At 51.0% G+C, this 14624-nt stretch carries 13 protein-coding genes; 6 read left to right on the plus strand and 7 right to left on the minus strand.

The genetic code is table 11. The features are described from left to right. Window positions 1-341: 341 nt before the first annotated feature. Window positions 342-1043 carry a phosphatase PAP2 family protein gene (locus AB3G37_RS07540; protein WP_009638560.1) on the minus strand — a complete coding sequence of 234 codons (702 nt, stop codon included), beginning with the start codon at window positions 1041-1043 and terminating at the stop codon, window positions 342-344. A gap of 60 nt (window positions 1044-1103) precedes the next feature. Continuing rightward, entirely contained in the window at window positions 1104-2078 is a 975-nt protein-coding gene (locus AB3G37_RS07545; RefSeq protein WP_369790203.1) for a GTP-binding protein, read from the minus strand. Window positions 2079-2334: 256 nt separating this feature from the next. Between AB3G37_RS07545 and AB3G37_RS07550 the strand changes: the two genes are divergently transcribed. Continuing rightward, window positions 2335-3066 (plus strand): GntR family transcriptional regulator, encoded by a 732-nt coding sequence (locus AB3G37_RS07550; protein ID WP_369790204.1) that lies wholly within the window; start codon window positions 2335-2337, stop codon window positions 3064-3066. 16 nt (window positions 3067-3082) lie between these two features. On the opposite strand, the gene AB3G37_RS07555 is transcribed toward AB3G37_RS07550, so the two are convergent. Both AB3G37_RS07555 and yeiP read right to left on the minus strand, forming a co-directional pair. Next, window positions 3083-4552, minus strand: a complete 1470-nt coding sequence (locus tag AB3G37_RS07555) for a mannitol dehydrogenase family protein (protein ID WP_369790205.1) — start codon at window positions 4550-4552, stop codon at window positions 3083-3085. A gap of 265 nt (window positions 4553-4817) precedes the next feature. Then, entirely contained in the window at window positions 4818-5387 is a 570-nt protein-coding gene (gene yeiP, locus AB3G37_RS07560; RefSeq protein WP_009638556.1) for an elongation factor P-like protein YeiP, read from the minus strand. A 218-nt stretch (window positions 5388-5605) separates the two neighbouring features. On the opposite strand from yeiP, the gene AB3G37_RS07565 reads away from it, so the two are divergent. After that, the gene (locus tag AB3G37_RS07565) at window positions 5606-5860 is read left to right on the plus strand and encodes a YkgJ family cysteine cluster protein (RefSeq protein ID WP_009638555.1); all 255 of its coding nucleotides are present in this window, start codon (window positions 5606-5608) and stop codon (window positions 5858-5860) included. Window positions 5861-5888: 28 nt separating this feature from the next. On the opposite strand, the gene AB3G37_RS07570 is transcribed toward AB3G37_RS07565, so the two are convergent. Continuing rightward, window positions 5889-7073, minus strand: coding sequence for a sugar efflux transporter (locus AB3G37_RS07570; RefSeq protein ID WP_009638554.1), 1185 nt, complete (start codon window positions 7071-7073; stop codon window positions 5889-5891). Window positions 7074-7499: 426 nt separating this feature from the next. Here AB3G37_RS07570 and fruB point away from each other — a divergent pair, with 426 nt between their 5' ends. The 4 genes from fruB (at window position 7500) to AB3G37_RS07590 (ending at window position 12351) form a co-directional block, all read left to right on the plus strand. Then, a complete protein-coding gene (gene fruB / locus AB3G37_RS07575) occupies window positions 7500-8630 on the plus strand; it encodes a fused PTS fructose transporter subunit IIA/HPr protein (RefSeq protein ID WP_369790206.1) in 1131 nt (376 codons plus the stop codon). Next, complete coding sequence (gene fruK / locus AB3G37_RS07580) at window positions 8627-9565, plus strand: 1-phosphofructokinase (protein WP_009638552.1); 939 nt, start codon at window positions 8627-8629, stop codon at window positions 9563-9565. Before fruB ends, fruK begins: the two co-directional genes overlap by 4 nt. 16 nt (window positions 9566-9581) lie before the next feature. Beyond that, complete coding sequence (fruA, locus tag AB3G37_RS07585; RefSeq protein WP_369790207.1) at window positions 9582-11300, plus strand: PTS fructose transporter subunit IIBC; 1719 nt, start codon at window positions 9582-9584, stop codon at window positions 11298-11300. A 295-nt stretch (window positions 11301-11595) separates the two neighbouring features. After that, window positions 11596-12351: a YoaK family protein gene (locus AB3G37_RS07590; protein WP_009638550.1), complete on the plus strand. Its 756-nt coding sequence runs from the start codon at window positions 11596-11598 to the stop codon at window positions 12349-12351. A 181-nt stretch (window positions 12352-12532) separates the two neighbouring features. Here the strand turns inward: AB3G37_RS07590 and nfo are convergent, their stop codons facing one another. Both nfo and AB3G37_RS07600 read right to left on the minus strand, forming a co-directional pair. Further along, window positions 12533-13399, minus strand: a complete 867-nt coding sequence (gene nfo / locus AB3G37_RS07595; RefSeq protein WP_369790208.1) for a deoxyribonuclease IV — start codon at window positions 13397-13399, stop codon at window positions 12533-12535. A gap of 109 nt (window positions 13400-13508) precedes the next feature. Continuing rightward, window positions 13509-14618, minus strand: a complete 1110-nt coding sequence (locus tag AB3G37_RS07600; RefSeq protein WP_369790209.1) for a YeiH family protein — start codon at window positions 14616-14618, stop codon at window positions 13509-13511. Window positions 14619-14624: the final 6 nt, after the last annotated feature.

The raw sequence follows: 14624 nt of genomic DNA on the forward strand, positions 1-14624 counted from the left end.
TGTGTGGTACAACACACTTTTAATTGGAATCAAGCCAGTAATGCCACATTTCTGTGCAACGAGGTCGAGATTACCGTAATGATTTAGGGAAAGCGAGATGTTTTAACGCTTTTTTAATAAGAAATACTGATGTAAGGCAATGTAACTATTAATGTAAAATCAGCTGATTGAGATTTGCGCTGGTTTGGCTTAAAAGCGCAGCAGAGTGCGGTCTGCGAGCAATTTTCTGTTTTCGCCTATTTACATTGGCAACAAATAAAATGGCCCGAAAACATGACAATTTGTCTCGAGCCATAATTAAAAACTATGTTTAAGAAAATAAGGTTTTTCCTAAAAAGGAATTAATTTGCCTTTTTCTTTGGCAATTTTTTATCTAACCAATTCACTAATAAATCGCTGGCCGGGGTCATTAACCACCAGCTTCCACCGACTAATACCACCGACAGCGAACCGACCATAATATCGGTAAACCAGTGCGCACCGATCATCAAACGCGGCATTGAAAATACCACCGTTATCAGCAGGGCAATGGCGAAGGCGCGAGCGCCCAGATAGCGAAGCATAAATACGGTGAATACCATCAGCATCATGCCGTGATCGCCCGGGAAACTGTCGCCGGAAGAATCTTTAGTCGGAATGCCGGTCAGTTCACTCACGCGGTTAACGTGGGGGAAACTCAAAGAAGGGCTTTTATGCACCACGGGTAGCTGGTGGCCAAGCTGATTCAACACCACGGCGGTCAGCAGCATCACAATGCCGACAATAATCATCTTGCGGCGGCCAGCACTGTCTCTTTTCACATAATAGGAAAGATAAAGCAGGCCCATTGCCAAGAGTGAGCATACGTCAAAGGCGCGGTTGTTAGTGACGGCGACCAGATGCAGGAAGGTTTCATTGGTCGCTAGACGCGTATTAAAGAAGAAGAATACCGACTTGTCGATAGGCGACCAAAATCCGTGGTTGGCAGGCAAGTAGTAAGATAGGAAAAGGGCGATCCCCAGCACATTAAGCACAAGGATCGCAGGAAGATTGCGGCGAAACATAGATTTAAACCCGTATTTATTGGAGTGCAGTTTTTTTTACTGCCAAATACGGTAAGCCTGCTAACTTAAACGGATCTTCAACAAAAGGGACTGTAGAGTATTCCAGTCGCACTTGTTGCGTGATATTAGCTCGATTCTGCTATCTAAAGGCGCGGCTCCTAACGTCTCAATGTGCAGATCATTTCCCTGACGATTGACCCGCAGCGTGCCTTCCTTAATACGTACCACGGCTTTCACGCGATCTACCGGTGCTTGTCTGGCCCAATCAAGAATTCCCGCAGTGTCGAAGACTGTCTCGGTATCGAAAATCCAGCCACAGCTTGAATATTCACCGGCTTCGTTAAGCGCCCGTCGCCAGCGCTGCTGGCCCTGCAGGCTCAATGCGGCCAAACCTTGTTTCGAGGCGTGGGCGTGGTGATGTTTGCCGTCTGGTAATTCGCGCTGGTTTAAACGCAGTTCATCGAGCAGGCTGGCATCAATTTGCCCCTGCGATACCCGTTCAATCCGCAAGGCCGGGTTTTGAGTGGCTGTCCACTCGGCCAGCTTCTGGTTATCATTTTCAGTGTAGGTATCGACTTTGTTGGCGATAACAATATCCGCCGCGGCGAGCTGATCGCGAAAATTTTCATTATTGAAGGTGCGCTCATCACTGAGCAGGCGGGCATCCAGCAGGCAGAGACTGGCATTCAATGTCAGCCAGGAGTGGTAAACCTCGGAGGTCAGCAGCGACAGGATCTGTTTAGGATGGCCCAGACCAGTGGGTTCGATCAGTAGGCGATCCGGTTTGGCTTTTTGTAGCAACATATTCAGGCCAACCTGCATCGGCAGTCCGTTGACACAGCACATGCAGCCACCGGGGATCTCTTTTAGCACCGCGCCGCTGTCTGCCAGCAGAGCGCCATCAATGCCGATTTCGCCAAATTCGTTGACCAGCACCGCCCATTTTTCGTTTTCCGGCTTTTGGGCCAGCAGGTGGCGGATAGTGGTAGTTTTGCCACTGCCAAGGAATCCGGTGATAAGGTTGGTTTGCGTCATGTCATTGTCCTTGTGACCCTTCACTCTCGGCCTGATGCCAGGCAAACAGCAAAGTTGTTAATCAAAATATCCGCAATAAGATGCCCCTCTATGAACAGAAAATCTAGCCCATTGAGACTTTTGCGCCTCAGGAAAGCTCTTTTATGCCGACGAATCAATGTTCAAAATGTGCAGCGGTCGACATTTAACCTCTCTGCAACGCTAACTGGCTGCATGGTATACTGTTTTCATTATTTGCAGGCGAAGGAGGCTAAACATGCGGCTTTATCAGGAAATCGGCAATCAATTGCGCCAGGCGATTGTTTCCGGCCAGCATCAACCCGGCGATCGCCTGCCTCCAGAACGTGATATCGCAGAACGTTTTTCTGTTAGCCGCAGCGTAGTGCGAGAAGCACTGATCATGCTAGAGCTGGAGAAAGTGGTAGAGGTGCGTAAAGGTTCTGGTGTTTATGTTTTGGAACAAAATAGTGCCATCTTGGCCCCCTATGGCGACAGTGGTTACGGCCCCTTTGAGCTGCTTCAGGCACGACAGTTGCTAGAAAGTGAGGTTGCCGCCTTTGCCGCCGTCCAGGCCACTAAAGCCGATATCCTGAAGATGCGCGATGCTATCGAGCTGGAAAAGAGTTTTGTCGCGCAGGGTATTATCGATGAAAGTGCCGATGAGCTGTTCCACACTTTATTGGCGCAGGCGTCGCAAAATAGTGTACTGGCGAATATGGTTTATGAACTTTGGCAGGTACGAAAAAATAGCCGGATGTGGCAGGGTTTGCATCAGCACATTGGCGGTGAGAATTACAGCCAGCTGTGGCTTAATGATCATCAGCAAATCTTGCAGGCAGTGCTGCGCCGCGAGCCGAAGGCCGCCAAGCAGGCCATGTGGCAACATCTCGAAAATGTAAAAAGCAAACTGCTGGAAATATCAGATGCCGAAGACCCCGCGTTCGATGGTTATTTGTTTAGATCAATACCCGCCAGCCTAAATGACTAGCGGGGCGGTAAGTGTTTTATCTCAACAGCTTAGCTACGGTAGCCTTCGCGCCATGCTGTTGCAGATTGATGTAGGCGCTGACAATCGCCGCTACGGCGTCTTTATTATTGGGTAATTGTTCGCCAAACACCGAAGTGAGTCCCAGCAGCGCATGAACTCGGGCCTCGCCGTCCTCGCTGGATGCTACGATTTCACTCAGTTTTGCCGCCATTGGGTCTTTGATTTCAATCGCTTGACCTGCATCGTCTACGCCGCCGACATAACGCATCCAGCCCGCGACACCCAGAGCCAGACAGGTATACTCGCCGCCGTTGGCTAGATTCCAGCGCAACGAATCGAGCATGCGCTGCGGTAACTTTTGCGTGCCGTCCATCGCTATCTGCCAGGTACGGTGTTTCAGCGCAGGATTACTGTAACGCTCGATCAGGCTGTCAGCGTAAGTAGTCAGATTAATAGCCTTGACGTTTAAGGTTGGAGCCTGTTCATTCAACATTAATTGTCGTGCCGCACGGCGATAATTTTCATCCTCCATACAGCTGTTAATGTATTGATAACCCGCCAGATAGCCGAGATAGGCCAGGAAGGAGTGACTGCCGTTGAGCATGCGCAGTTTCATTTGCTCAAACGGCAGAACGTCATCGACCAGCTGCGCGCCTGCAATTTCCCAGGCCGGGCGACCTGCCACAAAATTATCTTCGATCACCCATTGAATAAACGGCTCGGCGGCAATCCCGCAGGGATCGCTAATGCCGCCCAGCGACTCGGTAATTTCGGCTTCAAACTCTTCCGTCAAGGCAGGGACAATGCGATCAACCATGGTGCTGGGGAAGGTCACCGCTTCATGGATCCAGCTGGCTAACGCCGGATCTTTTGCCTGCGCCAGCCCGAGAATGGCGTTTTTTACTACATGACCGTTTTCAGGAATATTGTCACAGGAAAGGATGCTAAAACCCGGCAGACCGCGCTGGTGACGCAGGCGCAGTGCTTCGACCAGCAGACCCGGCGCAGTCGCAGGGAGCTGTCCACCGAGCAGATCTTTGATGATATCTGGATGATTAACATCAAGTTTTCCGCTAACCGGCTCAATGCAGTAGCCTTTTTCAGTGATGGTCAGAGAGACAATCGCAACCTGCGGCTCGGCCAGCTTTTCTACAATAGCCCCGATTCCTTCAATGCGCCCATGCATAGACTCATTCACAGCACCGATAATAATCGGCTGATTTCCCTCCGCGCCTTTCTCAAGTACCGAGAACAAATGATCCTGCTCACGCAGCGCTTTAATTAAATTATCTCTACCAAACAGTGAAATCTCGCAGATTCCCCAGTCGCCGCCCTGTTGATTCAACACTCTGTCGGTCATTAGCGCCTGATGGGCACGATGGAAGGCTCCAAAACCGATATGCACGATGCGGGTTTTCAGCGCTTTACGGTCGTATTTAGGATGTTGGACATTCGCGGGCAGCGGGCTAGTGGAAATCTTGTTCATTTTGACTCCGTCACATTCGGGCTTAGGTTAAATTGGTCAGGCCAAAATAGCCAAGGCAAAGGATTAAGGTCGATTTTTCGTCTTAATCAGCCGTTTAATCAAGCATTCAGTGTAAAGTGATATAACAGCAATGAGAATTGGTAAGTCCAAATATTAAGGCGCATTTGTGAGACAGATCATAACTATGCTGCAAACAAGCTGACTGATTAATTGCAGGCAAAAAAAAGAGCGCCGCAGCGCTCTGAAAAACATAAGGGTTAAACGCTTATGCGCGGCCCATATAGCGATGTTCCGCGATATGAATCTGAATTTTGTCGCCGCTGCTCAAGTATTCTGGAACCTGAATCACCAGGCCAGTGCTCAACGTTGCAGGCTTGTTACGAGCGCTGGCAGACGCGCCTTTGATGCCAGGCGCGGTTTCGATGATTTCCAGATCAACAGTTTGTGGCATTTCCAGCGCCAGCAACTGAGTCTCCAGCAACAGAACCTGCATCCCGGCCAGACCGCCTTCAGGGATAAACAGCAGCTCTTCTTCGATCTGCGATTTATTGAAGGTATAAGGCGTGAAGTCTTCGTCATCCATAAAGATGTACTCGTCGCCGTCAACGTAGGAGAAGTTCACTTTACGGCGGGTCAAAGTCACGGTATCAATGATGTCGTCACCCTTGAAACGCTCTTCAACTTTCATGCCGGTACGCACGTCGGAGAACCGCATTTTGTACAGCGTACTTGCGCCACGCGCGCTAGGACTCTGGACGTCGATATCTTTAACCAGCAGCAATTTACCGTCGTAATTTACAACGAAGCCGCGTTTAATTTCATTAGCACGTGCCATAAAAATAACCTGTTTGCAAAAAGTTTGGATAATGGGCGACACGTTACTCGCGCGCGTGATTTCAGGCAAGTAGCTAGCTCAAAAAGAGTGACGAAATGGCCGTTGTAGCGGGATTTTGGCGATTTGTCTGGTGAGATTTTCACCGTGCTGCTATTGTCTGCGGCTAATGGGTCTGGTTCCCATCCGCCCTTCAATCGCAGCCCAGAGGAGAGCTACCGATGGACTGTCGTACAGACTGTGGTGCTTGCTGTATCGCGCCTTCGATTTCCAGCCCGATCCCGGGTATGCCTAACGGTAAACCTGCCAATACCCGCTGCGTTCAACTGGCAGACAACTTTATGTGCAAGATTTTTACCTCGCCGCTGCGGCCAAAAGTCTGTGCCAGCCTGCAGGCCAGCCGCGAGATGTGTTTTACCCATCGCGATCAGGCATTGACCTATTTAATTACCCTTGAAGCCGATACCGCGCCCTGATTTTCCGCGCGGCGCCATAAGCTCAGTTTTAAGCTTCTTTTATCCGCCAGATACAGCCTACCGAAATCACCACCATCGCCAGCGCCGCGTAAAATACCGCGTAATAGCTGGCGAACTGCGCCACTAATCCCGCTATTGAACCCGCCAGAATCCAGCCCGCTCGCGTTGAATTGGTAAACAACGTAGTCGCCGCACCGGCCTGACCCGGCATCAAGTCCTGAAAATACAGCATGCCAATCCCGGCGAGAATGCCAATAAACAATGCATTCAGCACCTGAATGGCAATGAGCTCTGCGGTGCCAGTGAAGAACAGTAGACTTGAATAGAAAAACACGCCGCTAATGACCGCAAAACGCATCAGAAAACGCTTGCCCAGCTGTTTGGCAAGATATCCGGCAATCAGCATCGTCGGGATTTCCAGGCATGCGGCGCTGCCCATTAGCATTCCGGCCAGCTTCGACGGTAAATGCAGCTCTTTAACGACATAAAGCGGCATGTTAATCAGATAGATACTGTTTGCCGCCCACATCAGCGAGCAGGCGATAAAGAGCATTAACGTGTCGCGACGATTAACGCGCGGTGCTTGCAGAGGAACGGTGCCCGTCAACACCGCTTTAGGCATTGAAGGCAGGAAGCCGCGCACCATTAGTCCGCACAACAAAAAGGCCGCTGCCGCCGCGCAATACATAAAGGTGAAACCAAAGCCCAGCGCCAGCGCGAAAGCCAGCGGCGGGCCGACGACCCATGCCAGTGACACCTGCGCTCGCAAAATTGAGCTGAACATCACCGCCTCGCGGCCGGTTTTGTCGGCATGTTCACGCGCCAGAGCAAACATTTGCGGGTTAGCGGTCGAGCCGAAGCTGGAAAGCAGCACGCCGACCAACAGCAGGATGAAATAGCTGCGGTTAAAGGCGAAAAGCACACACGCCAGCGCTCCAAGAATGCAGCAAAAAAGAATCAGCGTTTTGCGGTCGCCTTTTTTATCTGACCAACTCCCCAAAAACTGGCTGACCAGAATCCCCATCACCGCGCTGCCGGTAAAAAAGAGTCCGACCATAAAGGGCGAGACTTTGACTTCGGAAGTCAAAAAAAGGCTCAGCGTCGGGGTCTGCAGCGCACCGGCGATACCGGTCAAAAAAGCAATGATCAGGAACGCGCTTGACGTCATGTCAGGCAAACGCAGGCGGCGCGCTGTGGTGGTAAAAACGGTCATTTTTTAGGTGTATACCCGAATAATATTGTAGCGGAGAGGAAATTCGCGCGAATAATACGCTTGTTTTAAATAACAAACACGGGTTTTGATCGTAATTAAGCAGGGCGTTTTTCACTTTCAGCACGAGATGTTCAAAACGCGATATGGCGAAATTTACGCCAGCCAACTTCAGCCACGGTAACAAACACTGTCAGCTATACTTCAGCTTTTTTCGGCTTGGTTGAAAGTCTCGAAACTAAAAAAGGAAAAATGTGCGTAGCATCATAAAAATGCAACGCCAAAACACGCAACGCTTGCAAAATAAGCGGCGCAGAATGAGACTCAGTGAAACGTTTCAGCGTTGTTCGATTATTCTTAATAATCCTGCGGCGCTCCTTTTTTCTCAGTAAAGCTGAAACGATTCAAGTTCGGCAGGAGAGGAGAACTATGTTCGAGTTGTCACAGCAAGACATCCACCTGGGCGCAGCCGCAGGCGATAAGCAGGACGCAATCCGTCAAGTCGCCGCCGCGTTGACCGCAGCGGGTCGCGTCAGCGAAGGTTATGTAGAAGGAATGCTGGCCCGAGAGCTGCAAACCTCAACCTATTTGGGTAATGGCATTGCCATCCCGCACGGCACAACCGACACGCGTGATCTGGTGCTGAATACCGGTGTTCAGGTGTTCCAGTTTCCACAGGGGATCGAATGGGGTGAAGGGCAAAAAGCCTTCGTGGTGATTGGTATCGCCGCCCGCTCCGATGAACACCTTACCTTGCTTCGCCAACTTACCCACGTTCTCAGCGATGACAGCGTGGCGGAACAGCTGGCTAAAACGGATTCAACTGAAGAGTTGCGCAGCCTGTTGATGGGCGAAAAAACCGCCGCTGAATTTCGTTTCGACACTCAGCTGATTTCCGTCGACGTTGCCGCCGATACTCTGATCACTCTGCAAGCCCTGAACGCCGGGCGTTTACAGCAGATTGGCGCGGTTGATACTGCGTTCGTCAGCGAAGTCATCAGCAGTAAACCGCTAAGTCTGGGTCAGGGAGTGTGGCTGAGCGATGCGGTTAACGGCAACCTGAGCAGTGCTGCAACTGTTAGCCGTCCTCAGACTGCTTTCGAACATGAGGGTGAGAAAGTCGCGTTGTTGCTTACTATTGCTGTCGCCGATGACAAACCTGTCGAGCTGTTGGGTTACCTTGGCTCCCTACTGAGAGCGGGCAAGGCTGAACGTTTGCAGACGGCCGATGCGGTAGGTGTGCTGGCGCTGCTGACCAGCGAAGTCGAAGAGCAAAGCGAAGTGCTGACCGCCGAATATGTGATCCGCAATGAGCACGGTCTGCACGCTCGACCGGGCACCGCGCTGGTTAACTGCATCAAGAAATTCAACAGCGAAATTACAGTGACCAATCTGGACGGCAGCGGTAAACCTGCCAACGGTCGCAGCCTGATGAAAGTCGTGGCACTGGGTGTGAAAAAAGGTCATCACCTGCGCTTCACTGCCAGCGGTGAAGATGCCGAAGTCGCACTGAAATCTATCGGTGAAGCCATTGCCGAAGGTCTGGGAGAGGGCGCATGAGTCGTCGAGTAGCCACTATTACTTTAAATCCTGCTTACGATTTAGTGGGATATTGCCCTGAAATTGAACGCGGTGAAGTCAATCTGGTTCAGACAGCCGGTCTGCACGCCGCCGGTAAAGGCATTAACGTTGCCAAGGTGCTTAAAGACCTGGGTATAGATGTCACCGTGGGCGGATTTCTGGGTAAAGAGAATCAGGATGGCTTTCAGCACCTGTTCAGCAGTCTGGGCATCGCCAACCGTTTTCAGGTGGTCGAAGGCCGTACCCGTATCAACGTTAAGCTGACTGAAAAAGACGGTGAGGTCAGTGATTTTAACTTCTCCGGCTTCGAAGTGACCCCGCAGGACTGGGAACGTTTTGTTAATGATTCCCTGAGCTGGCTTGGGCAGTTCGACATGGTTGCAGTTTGCGGTAGCTTGCCGGCGGGGGTTGATCCTCAGGCATTTACCGACTGGATGACCCGCCTGCGCAGTCAGTGTCCGTGCATTATTTTCGACAGCAGCCGCGAAGCGCTGGTAGCAGGACTGAAAGCTGCACCTTGGCTGGTTAAGCCTAATCGCCGTGAGCTGGAAATCTGGGCTGGACGTAAGTTTAACGATTTAAGCGACGTCGTCGAGGCCGCCCACGCTTTACGCGATCAGGGCATTGCACACGTTGTGATTTCTCTTGGCGCTGAAGGCGCGCTGTGGGTAAACGCTTCTGGCGCGTGGATTGCCAAGCCACCGGCCTGTGAAGTGGTCAGTACCGTAGGCGCCGGTGACTCGATGGTCGGCGGGCTGATTTACGGTTTGCTGATGCGTGAATCAAGCGAGCACACGCTGCGTCTGGCTACTGCCGTCGCCGCGCTTGCCGTGAGCCAAAGCAATGTTGGTGTCAAAGATCGCCCGCAGTTGGCGGCGATGATGGCACGTGTTGATCTGAAACCCTTTAATTGACAGCAGGAGAGCAAGTATGAAGACGCTGCTGATAGTAGATAAATCGATTGGACAGGCGAGCGCGCAGATTGCAAGAGATATGCTTGCGGCTGCCGCGGTAAAAGCAGGGCATCAGGTCGTGACCCGCGCTGCCGAGGCTGAAATTGTGTTGGCCGTTGGCGATACAGTGCCAGCTGACGCCGAGCTGAACGGCAAAAACGTTTATTTAGGGTCTCTGGCTGACGCAGTTCGTGCGCCGGACGCCTTTGTGCAGCAGGCGGCAATCGACGCCAAGCCTTATCAGGCAAGGGCGCAGACTGTGAAAACTACCGCCTCGGCTGCCGCCCCCGTAGCCGCAGGCCCGAAACGCATCGTAGCAATCACCGCCTGCCCAACCGGCGTGGCCCATACCTTTATGGCGGCCGAAGCCATTGAAACCGAAGCCAAAAAGCGTGGCTGGTGGGTCAAGGTTGAAACCCGTGGCTCAGTGGGTGCCGGTAACGCCATCACTGCTGAAGAAGTCGCTGCTGCCGATTTAGTCATCGTGGCCGCCGACATCGAGGTGGATCTCGAGAAGTTTGCGGGCAAGCAGATGTATCGCACTTCCACCGGTCTGGCACTGAAAAAGACTAAACAAGAGTTGGATAAAGCGCTGGTTGAAGCCGAACTGTTCGAGCCTAAAAAGCAGGGGCAGGCGTCTTCTGGCAAGAAAAAAGAGACCGGCAGCGGTCCTTATCGTCACCTGCTGACTGGCGTGTCATACATGCTGCCAATGGTTGTCGCCGGCGGTTTGTGTATCGCGCTGTCGTTTATCTTCGGTATAAAAGCCTTTGAAGTGAAAGGCACGCTGGCAGCGGCATTGATGCAGATTGGCGGGGCTTCAGCCTTTGCTTTGATGGTTCCGGTGTTGGCAGGTTTTATCGCCTTCTCAATTGCCGACCGTCCGGGTCTGACCCCAGGTTTGATCGGCGGTATGCTGGCTGTCAGTACCGGTGCCGGTTTCATCGGCGGTATTATTGCCGGTTTCCTGGCTGGTTATGTGGCGAAATTTATCAGCAACAAGCTGCGCCTGCCGCAGAGTATGGAAGCTCTTAAGCCGATACTGATTATTCCGCTGATTGCCAGTCTGATAACCGGCTTGGTGATGATTTATGTGGTCGGTACGCCGGTCGCTAAAATCATGCTGGGCCTGACTGCCTGGTTGCAGTCACTGGGTACAGCCAACGCGGTGCTGCTGGGCGCAATCGTCGGCGCGATGATGTGTACTGATATGGGTGGCCCGGTTAACAAGGCGGCCTACGCGTTTGGTGTCGCATTACTGAGCTCTTCCGTGTATGCCCCAATGGCGGCAATCATGGCGGCGGGAATGGTTCCTCCGCTGGCAATGGGTCTCGCTACGCTGCTGGCGCGTCACAAGTTTGAACAAGGTGAACGAGAAGGTGGAAAAGCGGCGCTGGTGCTGGGCCTGTGCTTTATCTCCGAGGGAGCAATACCTTTCGCGGCGCGTGATCCAATGCGTGTGATCCCTTGCTGTATCGCAGGCGGAGCCTTGACCGGCGCACTTTCCATGGCTTTTGGCGCAAAATTGATGGCACCACACGGTGGTCTGTTTGTATTGCTTATCCCAGGCGCTATTACTCCGGTGCTGCTATATCTGGTAGCGATTATTGCGGGTACGGTTCTGACTGGCGTGTCTTACGCGATTCTGAAACGTTCTGACGCAGCCGTTGCCGCCAAAGTGGTAGCTAACAGCTAATTAATTTGAAGTTTTTGCAAATATAAAGCGCTGCCTGATCGCAGCGCTTTTTTTATTCAATGAATCAAACAGTCTGCCTCTGAGACATGAATTTATTATTATAAATAGCCATTGGGACTTTATTTTTAATTACTAAACTAAATTAATTGGACTCTAATTAATTTACCGCCTCTTAATTACTCATGCTAAATACCTTTAATAAATGCCCAAACATTTACAATACTTTAAGTAAATAAGCTAATTGTTATGTTTAGTCATATATACTTATTAAACAGATGTTAAATGAGGGGCGATCATGTTGAAAATGTTGATAAAAAGAAAGGGGCGTAGAACGCACACCGAAGACCGCCACCTTGCATTAGTGCTGGCTACCAGCGCAGGCATCCTTAATGCTATGGCGCTTGGAGCTTTTGGCTTCTTTCCCTCGCACATGTCAGGAAATACCTCACAATTATCCTCAGAAATGACTAATACTGACTTAAGTGACGTTTTATTACTGTCGGCAATAATTGGCGCATTTGTTATTGGATCAACCACTTCGCGGCTGATAGCCATTAGTGGAATTAAAAATAATATTCGCACCATATTTAGTCTGATTTTACTGATGGAAGGAATACTGTTAATTCTCACTTCGCTGTTCGAAATATTATTCTTCTCATTGAAAAATAATCATGAAATCATCGTGTTTCTAAGCTTCCTGATGGGGATACATAACTCGACCTCGACCCAGCTTTCCAACGGGCGAGTTCGCTCGACCCACATTACGGGCACGTTGACCGATGCCGGAATATCTTTAGGTTCGGTGATGGCAACACTGATGAGACGCGATCCATCGAAACAGATCAAAGCGCAACGCAGCCAGTTTATTACTCACTCAGTGACAATCATGTCCTTCTTAATCGGCGGGATTACAGGGCTTCTGCTCTATAAGCAATTTGGTTTGAACTCGATGACCGCGGTGGGGATTTTCATTGCAGCAGTTGCCCTTGGCTCGATCACTACGACTATTTGGCGGGCTAAAAGAAGGGGGCTGAGACCTGGTTTGATATAATAGAGGCAAAAGGGAAAAGCAAGATTTGCGGGGTAGGCGGAGAAACGTTTTATTATGCCGCTGCCTGCCAGCTAAATTTTTGAATTTAAAAAAACGTCTGAGCCGAAGCATCAGACGTTTTTTACTTCATTCGTTTTTACTTCATTCGTTTTTTTACTTCATTTGCTACAGCGAGAACTTATCAGGCTGCGGCTTCATCCTGATCGGCTTTTTGTTGGGATTTCAGCCAGGCGATCTCATCGATCCAGATATCTGGATTAGTGGTTTCAAGGATCATCGGGATGTTGTCGAAACGTGGGTCGCGCATAATATAGCTGAATGCAGCTTTACCGATGTTACCTTCACCCAGGCTGTTGTGGCGGTCAACGCGGCTGTTGAATTCACTTTTCGCATCATTGAGATGCATGCCGCGCAGGTACTGGAACCCCACTACGTCAGACAGGTGTTTAAAAGTCTCTTCACAGGCGGCTTCGGTGCGCAAATCATAACCTGCTGCGAAAGCGTGACAGGTATCAATGCAGACACCGACGCGGCTTTTATCTTCTACGCCGTCAATAATTGCCGCCAAATGTTCGAAACGAAAGCCCAGATTGCTGCCCTGACCCGCAGTATTTTCAATCACGGCAGTTACGCCCTTGGTTTTATCCAAAGCAATATTGATTGACTCGGCAATCTTCGCCAGACATTTATCTTCATCGATTTGCATCAGGTGGCTGCCAGGATGGAAATTCAGCAGCGATAGTCCAAGCTGTTCACAACGCTGAAGTTCGTCGATAAACGCCTCGCGGGATTTCTCCAGCGCCTCTTCGACCGGGTGACCGAGGTTAATCAGATAGCTGTCGTGGGGCAGGATTTGATTACTGCGGTAACCGTATTTTTCACATGCCGTTTTAAAGCGTTCAATAACATCTTCTGCCAGAGGAGCTGCGCGCCATTGCCGTTGGTTCTTGGTGAATAGCGCAAATGCAGTCGCTTCCAGTTCATGTGCGCGCAAGACTGCCTGATCGACCCCGCCTGCTGCACTAACGTGTGCCCCTACAAATTTCATATTAACCCCTGCTGATTACATTCTGTTTTTCCGAATGATAGCTTCTTTATCGGCAGGTGGGCAGGCAATAAATGTTAAAAGTTCACGTAAACCTGACAGATGAAGTGACTTACAGTAGATGTTGTACCAGCAGGTTGATGCCTGCACCGCCGACAATCAGCCAGGCAAACAGCAGCCCGGCCAGCAGCAGTGGTTTCATGCCAGCGAGGCGCAACGCACTGAAATGCGTGGTTAATCCCAGCGCGGCCATCGCCATTGCCAGCAGGATAGTATCCAGCGTTAACAGACTATGCACCCAACTTGCCGGCAATAAGCCAAAGCTGTTGAACGCCGCCACGCCGATAAACCACAGCGCAAACCACGGAATGGTGATGCTCGACCACAGGCTTTTGCTTTGAGCGCTGCCACCAGCGTGCGCCTGACCCCGACTTTTCCAAAAACTTAGCATGAGTAGAAACGGTGCCAGCATCATCACGCGGATCATCTTGGCGATCACCGCCGCATTCTCAGCATCGGGCGAAACACCATGCCCGGCGGCGACCACCTGTGCGACCTCATGCAAGGTTGAACCGGTATAAATACCAAAGCGCGTGGCAGTGATCTCCAGCAGATGATAGTGCTGATTTAACTGCCATAACCACGGATAAAAGAAGATGGCAATGGTGCCAAAAATCACTACCGTCGCCACCGCAACCGTGACTTTCTCGGCATCGGCTTTCAATACCGGCTCAGTCGCCATCACAGCGGCGGCACCGCAAATGCTGCTGCCCGCGCCTATCAGCATGCTGGTTTCGCTGTCGAGACCAAACACGCGTTTGCCAAGCCAGCAGGCCAGAAAAAAGGTGCTGCCAAGGGTCAATAAATCGATGACGATGCCGGATGCGCCAACGTCGGCAATTTGAGTGAAAGTCAGCTTGAAACCATAGAGAACAATACCCAGGCGCAGCAGTTTCTGCTTTGCCAGATTAACCCCCTCGGCGCACTGCGGGCGGGCTAGCGGGTAAACAGTATTGCCGATAATCATACCGACAACGATCGCCAGCGTTAGCGCGCTCATCCCCAGCGAAATCAGGAATTCGAAGTGGCTTAACCACAAAACCAGGCTAGTTATTGACCCGGTGAGAACTAAACCCGGTAAAAGACGTCCAAATGAATAGATCGGTTTATTCAGGTTACGTAATTTTGGTGCTCGATGTTGCTCTGAAAGGACGTGGCTCATGATGTA

The sequence above is a fragment of the Rouxiella sp. WC2420 genome (genome assembly GCF_041200025.1).
Lineage (GTDB): Bacteria > Pseudomonadota > Gammaproteobacteria > Enterobacterales > Enterobacteriaceae > Rouxiella.